The organism is Streptomyces sp. NPDC001828, assembly GCF_042892175.1.
Taxonomy (GTDB): Bacteria; Actinomycetota; Actinomycetes; order Streptomycetales; family Streptomycetaceae; genus Streptomyces.
This window is the reverse complement of record NZ_JBIATV010000001.1, coordinates 1,177,348-1,193,860: the sequence shown is the minus strand read 5'-3', so window position 1 is coordinate 1,193,860 and position 16,513 is coordinate 1,177,348. Positions and strand designations below refer to the sequence as shown.

General features: G+C 71.0%; 14 protein-coding genes. 6 read left to right on the top strand and 8 right to left on the bottom strand.

Annotated features, from left to right (window positions below):
• Nucleotides 1-51: 51 nt before the first annotated feature.
• On the bottom strand, nt 52-1,521 hold the full coding sequence (locus ACFYZA_RS05620) for an MFS transporter (RefSeq protein ID WP_388487480.1): 1,470 nt from the start codon (nt 1,519-1,521) through the stop codon (nt 52-54).
• A 155-nt stretch (nt 1,522-1,676) separates the two neighbouring features.
• Here ACFYZA_RS05620 and ACFYZA_RS05615 point away from each other — a divergent pair, with 155 nt between their 5' ends.
• Nucleotides 1,677-2,324 (top strand): TetR/AcrR family transcriptional regulator, encoded by a 648-nt coding sequence (locus ACFYZA_RS05615; protein WP_382599365.1) that lies wholly within the window; start codon nt 1,677-1,679, stop codon nt 2,322-2,324.
• 260 nt (nt 2,325-2,584) lie between these two features.
• Here ACFYZA_RS05615 and ACFYZA_RS05610 read toward each other — a convergent pair whose 3' ends face one another.
• The gene (locus tag ACFYZA_RS05610; RefSeq protein ID WP_382599367.1) at nt 2,585-3,169 is read right to left on the bottom strand and encodes a GNAT family N-acetyltransferase; all 585 of its coding nucleotides are present in this window, start codon (nt 3,167-3,169) and stop codon (nt 2,585-2,587) included.
• A 258-nt stretch (nt 3,170-3,427) separates the two neighbouring features.
• On the opposite strand from ACFYZA_RS05610, the gene gdhA reads away from it, so the two are divergent.
• The gene (gdhA, locus tag ACFYZA_RS05605; protein ID WP_388487478.1) at nt 3,428-4,777 is read left to right on the top strand and encodes an NADP-specific glutamate dehydrogenase; all 1,350 of its coding nucleotides are present in this window, start codon (nt 3,428-3,430) and stop codon (nt 4,775-4,777) included.
• A 189-nt stretch (nt 4,778-4,966) separates the two neighbouring features.
• On the opposite strand, the gene ACFYZA_RS05600 is transcribed toward gdhA, so the two are convergent.
• Entirely contained in the window at nt 4,967-5,404 is a 438-nt protein-coding gene (locus ACFYZA_RS05600; protein ID WP_388487476.1) for a DUF5990 family protein, read from the bottom strand.
• A 306-nt stretch (nt 5,405-5,710) separates the two neighbouring features.
• Between ACFYZA_RS05600 and ACFYZA_RS05595 the strand changes: the two genes are divergently transcribed.
• The gene (locus ACFYZA_RS05595) at nt 5,711-8,755 is read left to right on the top strand and encodes a putative Ig domain-containing protein (protein WP_388487474.1); all 3,045 of its coding nucleotides are present in this window, start codon (nt 5,711-5,713) and stop codon (nt 8,753-8,755) included.
• Between the two features lie 202 nt (nt 8,756-8,957).
• Nucleotides 8,958-9,311, top strand: coding sequence for an NTP pyrophosphohydrolase (locus tag ACFYZA_RS05590; protein WP_382599375.1), 354 nt, complete (start codon nt 8,958-8,960; stop codon nt 9,309-9,311).
• An 86-nt stretch (nt 9,312-9,397) separates the two neighbouring features.
• Here ACFYZA_RS05590 and ACFYZA_RS05585 read toward each other — a convergent pair whose 3' ends face one another.
• Nucleotides 9,398-9,775: a hypothetical protein gene (locus ACFYZA_RS05585; RefSeq protein ID WP_382599377.1), complete on the bottom strand. Its 378-nt coding sequence runs from the start codon at nt 9,773-9,775 to the stop codon at nt 9,398-9,400.
• A gap of 285 nt (nt 9,776-10,060) precedes the next feature.
• Between ACFYZA_RS05585 and ACFYZA_RS05580 the strand changes: the two genes are divergently transcribed.
• Entirely contained in the window at nt 10,061-11,689 is a 1,629-nt protein-coding gene (locus ACFYZA_RS05580) for a hypothetical protein (protein ID WP_388487472.1), read from the top strand.
• 44 nt (nt 11,690-11,733) lie between these two features.
• Here ACFYZA_RS05580 and ACFYZA_RS05575 read toward each other — a convergent pair whose 3' ends face one another.
• Complete coding sequence (locus ACFYZA_RS05575) at nt 11,734-12,906, bottom strand: cytochrome P450 (protein ID WP_388487470.1); 1,173 nt, start codon at nt 12,904-12,906, stop codon at nt 11,734-11,736.
• A gap of 298 nt (nt 12,907-13,204) precedes the next feature.
• Here ACFYZA_RS05575 and ACFYZA_RS05570 point away from each other — a divergent pair, with 298 nt between their 5' ends.
• Complete coding sequence (locus ACFYZA_RS05570; protein ID WP_382599383.1) at nt 13,205-13,489, top strand: hypothetical protein; 285 nt, start codon at nt 13,205-13,207, stop codon at nt 13,487-13,489.
• 166 nt (nt 13,490-13,655) lie between these two features.
• On the opposite strand, the gene ACFYZA_RS05565 is transcribed toward ACFYZA_RS05570, so the two are convergent.
• From ACFYZA_RS05565 to ACFYZA_RS05555, 3 genes are all read right to left on the bottom strand, one after another.
• The gene (locus tag ACFYZA_RS05565; protein WP_388487468.1) at nt 13,656-14,663 is read right to left on the bottom strand and encodes a 1-acyl-sn-glycerol-3-phosphate acyltransferase; all 1,008 of its coding nucleotides are present in this window, start codon (nt 14,661-14,663) and stop codon (nt 13,656-13,658) included.
• A 44-nt stretch (nt 14,664-14,707) separates the two neighbouring features.
• A complete protein-coding gene (locus ACFYZA_RS05560; protein ID WP_388487465.1) occupies nt 14,708-15,595 on the bottom strand; it encodes a patatin-like phospholipase family protein in 888 nt (295 codons plus the stop codon).
• Nucleotides 15,596-15,765: 170 nt separating this feature from the next.
• The gene (locus ACFYZA_RS05555) at nt 15,766-16,311 is read right to left on the bottom strand and encodes a bacterioferritin (protein WP_388487463.1); all 546 of its coding nucleotides are present in this window, start codon (nt 16,309-16,311) and stop codon (nt 15,766-15,768) included.
• Nucleotides 16,312-16,513 lie beyond the last annotated feature (202 nt).

Here is a 16,513-nt window from a genome sequence, read left to right as displayed (position 1 = left end):
CGACCGCCCTTCGCGCCCACTCCCGACCCGCCCCGGCTCGGGTACTGGTCGTCAGGCGACCTCCTCCTCGGGGTGCTCCTCGACGGTGTGGGAGTTGGTGAGGCTCAGCGCGCCTCCGGCGGCGATCAGGCCGACGACCACGGCGAGAAGGGCGTAAGTGATCCGCTCGCCGTGGAAGAACGACGTGACGAGGCCGCTGCTCCAGGTCCCTGCCGGGAGCTGGGTGGTGACGAGGGCGGCGATCAGGGTGCCGACCACCGCGGTGCCGACACTGGACCCGACCTCCTGTGCCGTGTCGTTGAGAGCGGCACCGATCGAGGTGCGGTTGCTCGGCATCGCGTCGACGAGGGCGACCGCGCAGATCGTCATCACGGTGCGCAGCCCCACGGTCATGAGGACCATGCAGACCGCGATGGCGGCGTACCCGTGGTAGACGCCCCAGGAGAGACCGGCCAGCGCGCCGGCCAGGCAGGCCGCACCCACGAGGCAGGCGACGCGGTGGCCGAAGCGGCGCGCGAGCCACTCGGACAGGGGGGTGGCCACGAGCATCGTCACGATGATCGGCAGGTTGGCCAGGCCGGCCCGCACCGGGCTCCATCCGTAGGCGTACTGGAAGTGCAGGATGAGCCCGAACATCACGCTGGCCATCGCGATGGACGTGCCGACCTGCGCGATCGCGGCGCCGCGGACGGTTCCGTCGGAGAACAGACGCAGGTCCAGCATGGGTGCCGCGCTGCGGCGCTCGTGGCGGACGAACGCGATCGCGGCCACGACCGCGCCCGCGATCGAGGCGAGGGTGGCCGAGGAGAGCCAGCCGTGGTCGACACCGCTGGTGAGCGAGTAGCAGGCGAGTCCGATGGTGGCGACGCTCAGGACGGCGCCGGGCAGGTCGAGCGCGTCCTTGGTCAGGTCCTCCGGCCGGTCGGCCGGGACACCGAGGCGGACGCCGATGCAGGCGATCAGGGCGATGGGGGCGTTGACGACCAGCAGCCACTCCCACCGCACGTGGGCCAGCGCGGTGCCGCCGAGCAGCGGTCCGAGGACGAACCCGGACATGCCGACGACGATCATCACGGTCATGGCGCGCATCCGCAGGGCCTTGTCGTCGAACAGGCGGAAGACCAGGGAGTTCGTGATGGGGGCCATCGCGGCGGCGGCTATGCCGAGCAGGGCTCGCAGCGTGATGAGTTCGCCCGCCGTTGAGACGAGGACGACGCACAGGCTCAGCGAGCCGAACACGGCGAGCCCGATCAGCAACACCCGGCGGCGGCCGAGCCGGTCGGCCATCGAGCCCGCGGTGAGCAGCAGGCCGCCGAAGGTCAGGGAGTACGCGCCGGTGACCCACTGCAGTGCGGTCGTGCCGCCGCCGAGGTCGCGGCCGATCGTCGGCAGTGCGATCGAGAGCAGCGTGTTGTCGACCATCTCGACGAAGAAGGCCAGGCAGAGGGCGGCCAGAGGGATCCACGCCGCGCGCAGCGACGGATAGGCGCGCGAGGGCGTTCGAGGCGGGGCGGTGGTCATGGCAGTCCTTGTCATCGAACAGCGTTCGGGTATCGAACAGCGTACGATACGGTACGATAGAACAACGTTCGATGCGATGCAAAAACGAGGGGACGAGGCCAATGACTCCGCAGCAGGACCGCTCCCGTGGAGGGCGTCGGAGGGCTTCGCACTCGATGGAGTCCGTCCTCACCGAGGCGGTGGCCCTGCTCGACGAGGCAGGAGCGCCGGCGCTGACGTTCCGGGCTCTCGCCCAGCGGCTCGGGGGCGGCGTCGCCAGCATCTACTGGTACGTCGCGAGCAAGGACGAGCTGCTCGACCGCGCCACCGACCACGTGATCGGGGCCGCGCTGGCCGACATCGAAGCGCTTCCGGCCCACGACGACCCGATCGACGAACTCCGCGCGATGGCCCTCACCCTGTTCGACGCGATCATGGAGAGGCCCTGGCTCGGCGCCTATTTCATGCGCAACACCGACGTCCAGGGCAACGCGCTGCGCCTCTACGAGCGGCTCGGCCGGCCGACCCTCCGCCTGGACCTCACCGCGCGCCAGCGGTTCCACGCCGTGTCCGCGATCGTGGGGGTCGTCGTCGGCTCCGCCGTCGACCTGGGGCAGGAGCCGCCCCAGGAGGTCCTCGACGGCGCGGCGGACCGCGACGAGTTCCTGGGCCGCTTCGCCCAGGCCTGGCGGGAGCTCGACCCCACGGAGTTCCCGTTCGTGCACGAGATCGTCGACGAGTTCGACGGCCACGACGACATCGAACAGTTCCGCTCCGCGCTGGAACTGACCCTGGCGGGCCTGCGCCTGCAAGCGGAGGCCTGAGCCGGGCAGGGGCCCCGTGAGGCTGGGCCGCCCGGTTCAGCCTTCGCTCAGCCGCCACTCCGAGGGCGTCGGGTTACGGGCTCCGCCACCTTCCCGCTAACGGCAACTCCCCCTCTGCGAGCGGGAGTTGTCCCACCCGCCCGTCATGCGTGGCACGCCTGGCACGCCTGCCAAGCCCGGAAGGTCATCGCGGAACTCGCCCCAACCGGCGCGCCGAACCCCAACTGCCCGAGTTGACCAACGCCCACCGGCCAACAGACCTAACGCCGCTCTTCGGGAGCTGGAATCGGCGAGTCCGCCGGCCGCCACTCTCGCCTGATCAACCCGAACACCCACGAGTCGGACACATCGCCGTTCACGACGCAGTCCTCCCGCAAGGTCCCTTCGCGCACGAATCCGACCTTCTCCAGGACCCGGGCGGATGCCACGTTGCGCGTATCGGCCTCGGCCTGAACCCGGTTCAGGTCCAGGGTCTCGAATGCCCACCGCAGCACGGCGTGCGCCGCCTCCGTCGCGAAACCGTGGCCCCACATCGCCTCGTTGAGGCAGTAGCCCAACGACGCGCTGCGGTAGTCCGGGTTCCAGCCGGTCAGACCGCACCAGCCGACGAAGGCCCCGTCAGAAACACGGTCGATGGCCACCCGCGCCCCGGTTCCGTCCTCCGCCATCTCCCGGCACATCGCGATGAAGCGCTCGGCGCGGGCCCGTTCATTCCACGGCGGGGAATCCCAGTAGCGCATCACGCGGGTGCTGCTGTGCAGCGCGAAGAGGGGATCCGCGTCGGCGCCGGTGAAAGGCCGCAACCGCAGGCGAGCGGTACGCAGCACGGGGGTGGCCAAAGTCATGCGCACCATCTTGGGTCCTCTCGGGGCGGCCGGAACACCGAATATCCGCTCTCGGTCGCTCCTCACGACGGAGGCACCGCCAGCCAGCAGATCACGCACCGCACACATCGGCCTGCCCGGCAGCCGACTTGGCGTGCCGGAGCCGCAAGGGCGGGGTCGTGCCAAGGGGTGGACCTGGCGGCCGTGCCCGGACCAAGGTGTGGCACTGTGATCTGGGCCCGCACGCCCGCCGGAGCAGACGTCGGAAGGAAACCGATTGTGAGCGACCCCAAGGACAGGCTGGACGCACTGCGGGCAGAGATCGAGCGCCGCAACCCTGGGCAGCCCGAGTTCCACCAGGCCGTACGAGAGGTCCTGGACACCCTGGGCCCCGTCCTCGCGGCCAGTCCCCAGTACGCCGAGGCCGGGCTCGTCGAGCGTCTCCTCGAGCCGGAGCGGCAGATCATCTTCCGGGTGCCGTGGACGGACGACCACGGCCGGGTGCACGTCAACCGCGGCTACCGCGTGGAGTTCAACAGCGCGCTCGGCCCGTACAAGGGCGGTCTGCGCTTCCACCCGTCCGTGGACATCGGCGTGGTGAAGTTCCTCGGCTTCGAGCAGATCTTCAAGAACGCCCTGACCGGCCTCGGCATCGGCGGCGGCAAGGGCGGCAGCGACTTCGACCCGCACGGCAAGTCGGGCGCCGAGGTCATGCGCTTCTGCCAGTCGTTCATGACGGAGCTGTCCCGGCACATCGGCGAGCACACCGACATCCCGGCCGGTGACATCGGAGTCGGCGGCCGCGAGATCGGCTACCTGTTCGGCCAGTACCGCCGCATCACCAACCGCTGGGAGGCCGGCGTCCTGACCGGCAAGGGCCAGGGCTGGGGCGGTTCCGTGATCCGCCCCGAGGCCACCGGCTACGGTGCCGTTCTGTTCGCGGCCGAGATGCTCAAGGCGCGCGGGGAGTCCCTCGACGGTCTCAGCGCGGTCGTCTCCGGCTCCGGCAACGTGGCCCTCTACACGATCGAGAAGCTCCAGCAGCTGGGCGCCAACCCGCTGACGGCCTCCGACTCCTCCGGCTACGTGGTCGACGACAAGGGCATCGACCTGGCGCTGCTCAAGCAGATCAAGGAGGTCGAGCGGGGCCGCGTCAGCGAGTACGCCACCCGGCGCGGCTCCTCCGCCCGCTTCGTACGCCAGGGCCGGGTCTGGGAGGTGCCGGCGGACGTGGCGTTCCCGTCGGCCACGCAGAACGAGCTGAACGCGGACGACGCGCGCACGCTCATCGCGAGCGGCGTCAAGGCGGTCTCCGAAGGCGCGAACATGCCCACCACCCCCGAGGCGGTGCGCCTCTTCCAGGAGGCGGGCGTCGCCTTCGGCCCGGGCAAGGCCGCCAACGCGGGCGGTGTCGCCGTCAGCGCGCTGGAGATGGCCCAGAACGCGAGCCGGGTGTCCTGGAGCCGCGAGCGGGTGGAGGACGAACTCGCCGGCATCATGCGGTCCATCCACGCGGTCACGCACGAGACGGCCGAGCGGTACGGCGCTCCGGGCGACTACGTGACCGGCGCCAACATCGCCGGCTTCGAGCGGGTCGCGGACGCGATGCTCGCCCAAGGCGTCATCTGACCCGTTCCGCATGATCCCCGCCGCCGGCAGGACTGGCGGCGAGGTGGACGGTGCGGTCTCGCCACGGCGAACGGCCAGGCCGCACCATCGCCGGAAACACGCGTCTGCCGTCGGCCCGTTCGCCCGCGGGGTCGAGGCGGGACCGCAGGAGCGGATCCCCAAGACTCCGGGGCCGACCGGTACGCGTCGCTACGAGGTCGACCACTCGATCAGGGGCGGCCGGACAGCCGCACACAACGGGTTTCCGTGGGTGTCCGTCAGCCCCAACCTCCCTACCAGCAGGCCACCTTCGACGGCCGCCGCGAGAGTCCCGGGCGCGACGGCGTCGAAGCACAGCTTCGCCCGCCGGAACATCGTGAACGCCTCGTGCTCGTCGACCGTCCCCCAGGACAGGTAGACGAACCGTCCACCGGGACGGCCCTGCACATAGGGTCCCCGCAGGTCCCAGCTCCCTTCAACGGGCGTGGCCGTGACCTCCAGCTCCCACTCCGCCGACAGCGCGTCTCCCGGGTGCGGCCCGAGCAGCTCGGCGGGCCGCTCGCGCCGCTGCACGGCGACGTGGATGTCGCGGTGTCCGAGCCCCGATTCCCGGCCGGGCAGATGTGATCCCTCGATACGAACGAGCATGGCTCCATCATCCACCGGCGGCAACTGAGCACCCGCACAAGGGAGTCAGCGCCGGTCCGGTTGAAGATGCACCCGGGCCGACGCCGTGGCACCGGCGGTAGGCGCCCCGGTCCGGCAAGGGCAGATGAAGTTCTTCCCTCGATATCCCCATGTCCATGCTCACTGCACCCAAAGCGCCGGATGCTGCGCTAGCCGCCCGGTCGTGCTGAGGGGGCGGGCGGGACACACGAGCCGTTGGGGAGACGCACAGTGATAAGACGTGCAGCACGATGGGCGGTTGCCGGGGCGGCCGCGTTCGCGTTAGCGGTGACGGCGCCCGCAGCCGCGCCCGCGTTCGCGGACCCGGCTCCGCAGCTGGATCTGAAGGTCCTCCTGATCGGCGGCGGCCAGGGAGATCCGACCACACTCGCGTGGCAGAACGCGCTGGACACCGAGGGGGTCGCGTACAGCCTGGTGAACTCCACCGGCGACGTGGGCAGCGAGACCGTGTCCCTGCCACCACTGTCCAGTGGCACGCACGGCTACTACAACGGCGTGGTGTTCGCGGATTCGCCGGCCTGGTTCAGCGCGGGGCAGTTGACGGCCCTGGACAGCTACGAGTCGAGCTTCGGCGTGCGGCAGGTCGACGGATACGTGTATCCGTCGGCCTCGGTGGGTCTGACGCCGGCCGGCTCGGGCGCGGTGAGCGGTACCGCGCAGCTGACGTCCTCCGGTCTGGCGGCGCTGCCGGAACTGAAGGGCCCGGTGCCGTTCGAGGCCGGCACCTACGGCTATCCGGCCACCCCGGTGAGCGGCGCGCCCGTCACGCCCTGGCTGCAGAACGCGGCGGGGCAGACGCTGGCCGCCGTCTACCAGCACCCGGCCACCGACGCACAGGCCGGCGTCGCCGAGCTGGCGCTGACCTTCAACTACAACGCCACCCAGCTGCCGTGGCTGCTGCTGGCTCCCGGACTGATCAACTGGGCCACGCAGAATACCCACTTGGGCCTGTACCGGAACTACTTCGGCCAGGACGTCGACGACGTGTTCATCGCCGACAACGAGTGGAGCACCAAATATCAGTGCACCCCGGCGGCCACCGAGCCGAACGACGTGCTGTGCCCGCCGGGCGTGGGCGGCAACGCGGCCGACGCGCCGCCCGACACCCAGATGAGCGCCGCGGACGTGGACTACGTGGCCAACTGGCAGAAGCAGACGGGCATCAAGCTGGAGTTCGCCTTCAACGCGATCGGCGCGTGCACCACGCCCACCGCCGCTGACGCGTCGAACGCGAACTGCTCGGGCAGCACCACGGTGAACGGCACCACCTACACCGACCCGGGCCAGACCGTCGACCCCGACTACCCCAACGACGCGGCCTTCGTGAACGAACTCATCAAGCAGCAGGCGTCGTTCAACTGGATCAACCACACCTGGTCGCACATGTTCCTGGGCTGCACGGTCGCGGCGCCGCAGCCCGCGGGCGTACCGGTCGCGGGCACGGGCGGCTCACTGGCCTCGGGCGGCTACAGCTACGAGGTCACCGCCGCCACCGCCTACGGCGAATCGGAGCCCTCCACTCCGCAGCAGGTCACCGTCGCGGCGAACGGATCGGTCGCGCTGTCCTGGCCGGACGCCCCCAACGGCGGCGGCCCGAGCCTGGCGGAGCTGGAGTCCCGGTACTCCGGCGGTACCGGCTTCTGGGGCTACGACATCTACCGCGCCCCGGCGGGCTCCACCGACTTCGGCCTGGTCGGCCAGGTGAAGGAGGACCCGGCCGGAGGGGCCGCGTCCTACTCCTTCACCGACACCGGAGCCACGAGCCCGGGCGGCGGCCCCGGCAGCACGGCGACCTACCCGACCGCGACCGACCCCGGCATCGGCTGCGCGAACGCCGCCGGCTGGGTGCCCGCCACCAGCGCCACGGCCGACTCCAGCATTGAGCAGGAGATCGGCCTGAACGACGCCTTCGCCGCCAACAACGGCCTGACCAACTTCTCCGCCCACTCCGTCGTCACCGGCGAGCACTCGGGCCTCGAGAACCCCAACACCCCGCGGGCCTTCGCCGACACCGGCGTCAGCGTCTTCGGCGCCGACGCCTCGCGCCAGCCCCAGTCGTACACGATCGCCGGCACCAGCTCGGGCGGGGCCGCCAACAGCGCGGCCTCGGCGCCCCGTTACCCCAGCAACATCTACTACAACGCGGCCAACTGGGCCGACGAGCTGAACGAGTACAACACCGCCTACGTCGCCTCCGGCTCCTCGATCGGCGACAGCCAGTACCCGGCCGAGACCGGCAAGTGCTCCGGCACGCCGTCCACCACCTGCACCACGACTCCGGCCACCGAGGCGACCGTGCTCGCCTCCGAGTCCCGGATCATGCTCGGCCACGTGCTGGCCGACGACCCGCGGATGAACTACGCCCATCAGTCCAACCTGATCGGACCGGCCTCCAAAACCGTGGACGGAACCACCTCCGACTACGGCTATACGCTGCTGACCCTGCTGAGCAACATGCAGGCACAGTACGGGAGTTGGTACACCGCGCCGCTGGTCCAGATGACCGATGCCACGCAGTCCCAGGTGCTGGCCGAGTCCGCGGCCTGGACCGCCGCGAAGAAGGCCGCCACCGTCACCGCCTCGGTCCAGAACGGCTCCGTCGTGATCAGCAACTCCGGCGGTTCCGCAGTGTCCGTACCGGTCACCCTGCCCTCGGGCAGCACGGTGAACGGGGCGCCCTTCGGCGAGTCCTACGGCGGCACCCGATCGGCCTGGACCCCCGTCGGCGCCGGCGGCTCGATCACGGTCACCGTGCCCGCGAGCGGCAACGACCCCGGCACCGCACCCGTGATCACCGGACCGACCACCGCGTCCGCCACCGTCGGCACCGCGTTCAGCACCACCGTCACCACCACCGGCACCCCGGCCCCCGCGCTCACGGAGTCCGGCACCTTGCCGTCGGGGGTCTCCTTCAAGGACAACGGCGACGGGACCGCAACCGTGTCCGGCACCCCCGGGGCCGGGAGCGGCGGCAGCTACCCGCTCACCATCAACGCCGCCAACAGCGCGGGCAAGGCCACCGGTCAGCTGACGATCACCGTCAGCCAGCCCCCTGCCTTCACGAGCAAATCCAGCGCCGTCGCCGTCATATTGGCCCCGTTCACCTTCAAGATCACCACCACCGGCAGCCCGACCGCGACACTCACGGAGAGCGGCACCCTGCCGGCGGGCTTCAAGTTCACCCCGGCGAGCAACGGAACGGCGACCATCACCGGTACCACCCTGCTCCCCGGCACGTACCACCTCACCCTCACCGCCAAGAACACGGCGGGCACCACCACCCAGCCCTTCACGCTCACCGTCGCCCTGTAAGGGCTCGCGGAACAGCGCGGTCCGCCCCGCGAGCGAAGCGCGGCGGACCGGGCTGGAAGGGCAGATCGGCTGGTTGCCATGGGGCGGTCGCGCGTCGTGGACGGTGGCGCCGGTGGGCCCGCGGCGTGGCAGAATCCCGGCACGTGATCAGACGAACGATGCGCCTCACACCGTGTCAGGGCCGCCGCGACCGGGAGGCGTCATGAGTGGGCGCCCGGTGCTGATCGTGGACGCCGCGAACGTCGTCGGGTCCGTACCCGACGGGTGGTGGCGCGACCGCAAGGGTGCGGCAGAACGGCTGCGGGACCTGCTCGCGGGCCGGGACGCCGACGAGGAGGTGGTCCTCGTCGTCGAGGGAGCCGCCCGGGGCGTCGAGTCCGTACCCGGGGTGCGGGTCGAGTCCGCGGCCGGCAGCGGGGACGACTTGATCGTGGAGCTCGCCGCCGCCCACGCCGACCGCCCCTGCACGGTCGTGACCGCCGACCGCGCGCTGCGCGACCGGGTGCGGGCGTACGGCGTGGAGTGCGCCGGTCCTCGTACGGTGCGCCCGGCCTGACCGCGCGACTCATCGCGAGCCGGCGGTGCGCGATCCCGATCGGGGCGGCCGACCTCGGAGGAACACCTCAGTCGGCCGCGCGACCGTCAACTGAGGATGTTGATCTGGGTATTGCGGATGGTCGTGCCGAGCGGGCACTGGACATCGGTGCGCACCCGGCCGCCACTGACGACGATCGGTGGCGAGGTCTTGTTCTGCCCGTAGGTGCAGTTCAGACGGAGAGCGAACGTGCCGTTGCCCGAGCAGGCTCCCCAGCCCCAGGTGTTGCCGCTGCCCGCGTCCACGCCGGAGCCGCAGCTGTACAGGCCCGAGGCCGGCGCCGCCGATGCCGTGCTCGATACGACCAGTCCGGGTACCACCGCGCTCACCAACAGGGCCCCCGCCGCGAGCAGTCGGCGTCCTCGGCGGGCGGGACCACGGGATCCGGCGACCGGGATCGCAGGGGCAGTTGTGCCGTGTGACATGACGGTTCCCTTCGGTTCGGACGGCCTCGGGAGCCTTGTGCCACCCGGTCCGTCATCTCCTTTGTAGGAGGCGCCGCCCAGCCCGGAGTCGCGGTGTGCAGCGGACCCGTCGCCGGTGCACGGCACTGCCGCGTCCGGGCTTGGGTGTGCTATGCGCTCGTCGCTACGGCCCCGGATCGCCTGTCGTCCGAAAACCGCCTCGCCGAGGGAGAGGAAACAGGCCAGAGTGGAGTAAATCCCGACAGGAGCGCGGGCGGAGAACGGCCCCGCGAGCGGGGGTGCCGCGTGGAGAACAGCGCCTTGGTCCGTCCGGCGACCGTCCGGTGGACCCCGTGGCAGGTGCAGGCGGGCTGGCTGTTGCGGGCCCACCGGCTGTGCCACGCCGACCCGTCGTCGCGGCAGTTGCCCGAGTTCGCCGCCGCGTACCGCGACGGACACCGGGGCGCGGCCGGAACGAGCCCCAGCTCGCTCTCGCGCTGGGAGACCGGCCGGGTACCGGTGGGTCAGGAGGCCGTGCGCCGGTACGAGGACGTCCTGGGGCTGCCCGCGTACTCCCTGCTCGCCCCGATCCAGACGATCGCCCGGCACGAGGGCGGGGCAACCGCTGCGGTCTTCCTCCGAGGGGGAGCCTGCCCTTCGACGTCCGGATCCGTGGAGACCGACATCGAACCGCTTCTGGACCGAGCACTGGACGGCGGGGTGCTCACCGGCGAGGACTGGGACGAGCTCACCTTGTGGGCCACGTACGGCGGAGGACGCGTGTCGCCGGGGCGGGTCCGCAGCGCGGTCGTGCGGCGGCTGCTGGAGGAGACGCTGGTGTCCGGTGGTGTCTCCTGGATGCGGCGCTTCGAATCTCTGGGACGGCTGATGGCCGATCCGCGATGGGGCCCGGAGGTGATCGCCGTCTGTTCGGGAGCGGCCGAGCAGCCCGGCCATGCCGGTCTGATCGAGACGGTGTGCGCGCTGGACGGCAGCCCGCACCCGGACGCCGCACGAGCGGTGCTGCGTCAGCTCACCGACCCGACCACTCCCGACTGCCTGTACGGAGCCCTGCTCGCCGGCGCCCGCAAGACCCGCAAACGTCACTTCAGCGCCGAGCAGACGCGCGTCCTCGTGGACGTGGTCGACGGCATCCTGGCGGGCGGCCCGGGCCAGGCGCTGTCGCTGCCCGCCGTGGAAGCCGCCGCCGTCCTGCTGCCCGGGCTCCCCCTCTCCCCCGCCCACGCCGCGCGGCTCGCCGGCGCTGCCGCCGACCACGGCGAGACCGTACGAGCGATCGTGAGGCACGGCTCTCTGGTGGGACCGGAGTCCGCCGCGATCAGCGTCACCCGGCTCCTCGCCCGCCTCTCCGTCGACGTTCCCGTACAGATCGCTCCCGCGTTGAGGGATCTCCTGGACGACCTGCTCCACCATCCGGTGGCGGACGTCCGCCTGTACGCGGCGATGCTGCTGCGGGCCAGCCCGTACGGCTCCGAGGTGGCCACCGCGCTCGCCGCCGAGCTCAGGCAGCCCAGCACCGTACGCGCGGAGGACCGCGCCGTACCCCTGCTGTACGCGTTACGCGTCCTCGGCGGCCCCGGCCAGCGCGACGTGGTCGCCGGTCTCACGCTGGCCCAGGGTTTGCCCTCGGGTGTCGTCGTGGCCGCCGTTCACGCGCTGGGGCACGTGGGCGGGCGCAGCCCCGAGAGCTACTGGCGTGCCGTCTTCGCCCAGCACACCCGGGCGACGGCCACGGACGCGGCCGAACAGCACAGCGTGATGAAACGGCTGGTCTACGGCTTCGCCATGGCCGGCGAACTCCCTCTGTTCACACGGCTCGTCGAAGAGCAGGACCGGGCCGCACCCGCCCAGCACCTGTCCGAGTGGTGGACCGGGCTCGCCCCTCATATCAGTGACAGTGCCCGGCACGGATGAGGCACCGCCCATGCCGTCGGCACGGTCTCGGCCCAGCACGCCGGTCATACCCGTACCGGAAGCGCTGCCAGGCCCCGGATGAGCCGGGTGCGGCGCCACTCGAGCTGATCAGGTGGCACGGCGAGACGGATGCCGGGAAACCGGAGCAGAATCGCGCGCAGAGCGATCTCGGCCTCAGCCTTCGCCAGGGGCGCGCCGACGCAGCGGTGAATGCCGTGACCGAAGCCGAGATGGGCGGCGGCACCGCGGTCCAGTGCGAGTCGGTCGGGAGAGGAGAACCGCAGCGGGTCGCGGTTGGCGGCACCCAGGGCAATGAGTACCGGGGCCCCGGCGGGGATCTCGGTGCCACCCAATGTGCACGCCTGCGTGGCGAATCGGAAGGTCGCGGTGCTCACCGGGGAGTCGAACCTGAGCAGTTCATCCAGTGCGGTCGTAACGGCTTCAGGATTCCTTCGCAGACGATCCATCTGATCCGGGTGCCGAAGGAGTGCCAGGACCGCGTTGCCGATGAAATGGGTCGTGGTCTCATGGCCGGCGACCAGCAGAAGAATCGCGAGGGAGACCAGTTCCTCCTCGCTGAGGCGGTCGTCGCCGTCGCGCGCCGAAACCAGGCGGTCCAGAAGGGAGTTGCCCGGCCGTGTTCGCTTGGCTTCGATGAGCCCGGCCATGTAGTCGGCCATGGCGTGCGAAGCGGCGTCGATGACCTCCGGTTTCCCGGCCGCGAACAATTCGCCGGACCACCGTTGGACCCGAGCCTGTTCTTCCTCCGGTACGCCGAGCAGTTCGCAGATCACGATGACGGGCAGCGGCAGCGCCAGGGCCGCGATGAGGTCGACCTCCCCTTTGGGCCAGCGGTCCAGCAGTTCGTCGGTGACACCGGTGATGAAGGGCCGCATCTCGGCTACGGCCCCGGTGGTGAATGCCTTGGTCACCAGCTTGCGCAGGCGGGTGTGCCGGGGCGGATCGCTGGCCAGCATGTTGTGCGCGACCGCCGGGTGCAAGTCGCGCCGTGATCCCTTGTCCGCGAAGAAGGCGGCGGTGTCTTTGGAGAGCCGGGCATCGCTGAGTGCTTCGCGCGCTTGCGCGTAGCCGGTGACCAGGTATCCGGAATGCCCGGAGCCCGTGGACATGAGTTGCACGGGACATGCGGAGCGCATCGCGGCGTAAGCGGGATAGGGATCGCGGAGGAACTGCGGGTCCGTAGTCGGATCGGTCATACTTCAGGCTCCAACCGGTCTCGCCTGGCCACTGGCAGTAACACGCGCAGCCGTTTACGAATGCCCCCACCACCCGGTGGAGCAACTGTCTCCGCGCGCAAGGATCGTAACGTGGACGATGACGCCGAGTGTCGAACGCAGTCCGGCGTCCAGCACGGCAGCCTCGATGGTCCACCTGGTGTCCCGTCGCTTGGCGCCGCAAAGTCCTTACCCGCACGGGGCATTGGCCCGGCTCAGCGCGCACATCGGTGTCCGCCCGGGACCCGGGCCGGGCAGCGCCTCTGAAAGGATCCCCCGCATGCCGAGTCCCACCGCAGAAGAACTCCTCGCCTCGGTCGGAGGCCTGTCCCCCGAGTGGGCGCAGTACATCGCCGACCACATCGACGCGTGCCGACGGCTGCTCGCGGCAGGCAGCGACATGGACACCGTCCAGCAGCACCTCAAAGACCAGGACGTCTCCATCATCAGCGCGGTCCTCGTCACCACCAGACTCATCGGCGACCACCCCCGCAGGCTGGTGGCAGCACGCGAGATAGTCGAATGCAGCCCATCACGAACACCCAGCGCGGGAAAGGAGATCTGATCCGCCGAGCCGGCAATGCCCGTGGACGCGTCGCCTTGCGGGATGCGGCGACGGGCGAGGAGCAAAGGGCCAGTACTTGACTAGTCGTCAACTATCGCTACGGACAGGCTATTTACCGTCGCATAAGGACCCGGGAACCTAGCCCGTGCCATTCGTGCGCGCGGCGCTAGGGCGCGGCGGGCGGGGTCGGGGTGGGGTCGCTCCACTCTCCGGCGATCCAGGCGTCCACGCGCGACCACTGGTCTGTCAGCCAGGACTCGCGGGCCTGGCGTTCGGCCGGTATCGCGTGGTCGGGTACGCGCCACCAAGTCGCGCGTACCGCCGTGCGCAGGGGGATCGACCGCCACAGTCGGGCCGGCGAGTCGATGCGGTCGAGCCCGGTGTGCGCGACGAAGACGACTGCCGCTCCGGCGTCGCCCGCCCCGGACAGCGCCGCGAGCGAGCCCTCCATCCTGGGCGGCAGTACGTGGTGCTGGCGGCGGGCGCGGGCCGCCCGCTTGAACTGGCCGGTTCGGTTGAGCCAGCCTATGGCCCGCCGCCTGCGGCGCTCGGTGAAGTTGCCGCCCTCGGGGAACACCACAAGCACCTCTCCCGGGTGCAGCGCGGCCGCCAGCGAACCGATGGCGTCGGAGGTGCCGGCCTCGGCCCGGTGCGGTACGAAGCAGTGGGGCAGGCGGCTGAGCACGATGTCCAGGCAGGGGTCCCAGCGGAGGAACTGCTTGAGGACGACCTGGGGACGCAGCCCCGCGCCACAGAGGAGGCTGTGCACCAGCAGGATCGAGTCCCCGGGGCCCGCATGGCGGGCGAAGACCACCATGCCGTCGCGCGGCCGCTCCTTGCTCGACGGAATCGGCGGCTCGACCTCCACCCGCAGCGAGAAGATCCACCCCGAGCACTTGACCAGGAAGCCGAGCAGCCGCGCCAGCACCAGGTAGTTGAGCGTCACCAGACGCTCCTCACGGTCTCGGCCGCCGCCCAGACAGCGCAGCCGAACGACACCCGCCGCGAGCACGCCCGCGAGGTCGGCGCAGACGTACACGAAGGCGTAGAGGGCAAGCCGCTGTGGCTGCCACATCCGTCCAGACCGTCCGGCGAGCAGCGACAGCGGGGCGAGTACCACCGTCACGAGCAGCAGGGCCGCGGCGACGGGGAGCAGGACCAGGAACGCGGGCACGCTGACGCACCGTCTGGCCACATCACGTGCCCCGGCCGCGCGGCTCATGGAGCTTCGTCCGTGCGGGGCTTCCCCGCGGCTTCCAGATAGGCGGCCGACGCCTCGTACGCCAGCTCCATCCGCCGGCCGGAGAGGCCGAAGTCTCGGTGCCGGAACTTCCGGCCCGCGATGTCTTCCCCCTTGCCGGACGCCGCTCCCGTGGGCAGGAGGTGCACCTCGACGCCCGGGGGCAGGTCGGTCATGTCCCGGGTGAAGCGGTGGCGGCGGGCGATCTCGAAGGCCACGGCGGCCACCTCCCAGGGCGCCCTGGGAGCTTGCAGCGGCTGCTCGATGCGTCCGACCTGGAGCACGTAGACGGTGCGGGCTCCGGCGGCGACCGCGCGGCCCACGGGGATGCTGTTGATGAGGCCGCCGTCGAAGAAGTGCTCGCCGTCGACTTCGAGCGGGGGCAGCAGTCCGGGGACCGCGCACGAGGCCATAACCGCCGGGACCAGGGGCCCTTGGGTGAACCAGTGCTCGGCGGCGCTCTCGATGCTCGCCGCGACGCACTCGAAGGGCACCGCGAGGTCCTCGATGCGGCCCGCCGGGAGCCACGTCTCCAGGAGTTCGCGCAGCGGCGCGGAGGAGTAGACATGGGTCCGGTTGCGCGCGGCGAGCCGCAGGCGCTGGAGCACCGACCCGGAGAAGACGCCCGACCGGCCCAGGCTCCCCCACAGCTCGCCCAGCTGTGCCACGGCCCGCGCCGTGGGCTCGGCCGCGATCGCCGCGCCGTTGATGGCGCCCACCGATGTCCCGACCACCAGGTCCGGGCGGATTCCGGCCTCGATCAGCGCCCTGAGCATCCCGACCTCGTAGGCGCCGAGCGCCCCTCCGCCGCCCAGGACGAACGCGCAGCGGTAGTCCGTGCCCGGCCCCTCGGATCGCCGTGTCACGGCATCGTCACCCATATCCACCACCTGCCCCGGCCCGGCCGTCCCATCCGCGCCCCGGCCGGGCCCGCCGCCGCACTCCGCTCCTTCGGCGCCGCGTACTCGGCGCCGGGCGGATCCCCGTCACGCCCGCGGCACTTCGGGGTACGACGGCGGGTCCGCCCCGCCGGACATCAGGAGCGGCGTTCGCCAGGGATGCGCTCCAGGAGGCCGCGCAGGTCGTCCGCGTGCTCCTCCTCCTGCGCCAGCAGCTCCTCGAAGACCCGACGGGTGGTCACGTCCCCGTTGCCGAGCCACTGCACGATCTCGGTGTACGACGCGACGGCGACGCGCTCCGCGATCAGATCCTCCTTGATCATCTCGATCAGGTCGGTGCTGGCGTCGTACTCGGCATGGGACCGCGAGGTGAGGGTGTCCGGGTTGAAGTCGGGTTCGCCGCCCAGCTGCACGATCCGCTCAGCGAGCTTGTCCGCGTGCTGCTGCTCCTCCTGCGCGTGCTCCAGGAACTCGGCGGCGACCGGCTCGGAGTACAGCCCGGAGGCCGTGTAGTAGTGCCGCTTGTAGCGGAGGGTGCAGACGATCTCCGTGGCGAGCGCCTCGTTGAGGACGACCAGTACGCGTTCCAGGTCGGCGCCGTAGGCGTCGGTCACCGGGCCCTGGTCGATCTGCTGACGTGCCCGGTCCCGGATGGTCTTGATGTCGGTCAGGAATTCGGCCATGAATACATCGCTCCCAGGTCTACGGTCTTAGGTCGTCGAAGCGCGGTTGCTTCTGCTAACCACTGCCCTGGCACTCCTACCCAGTTATCTCGATTCATCTGCCGTGGCCGCCCACGCCTGGTGCGGAAGGCCCGGCCGTCGGCGTCGACCACGGCGTCCGCCCTGGCCGACCGGGCATCGATCCTCCCCGTCAGCCCGGCCG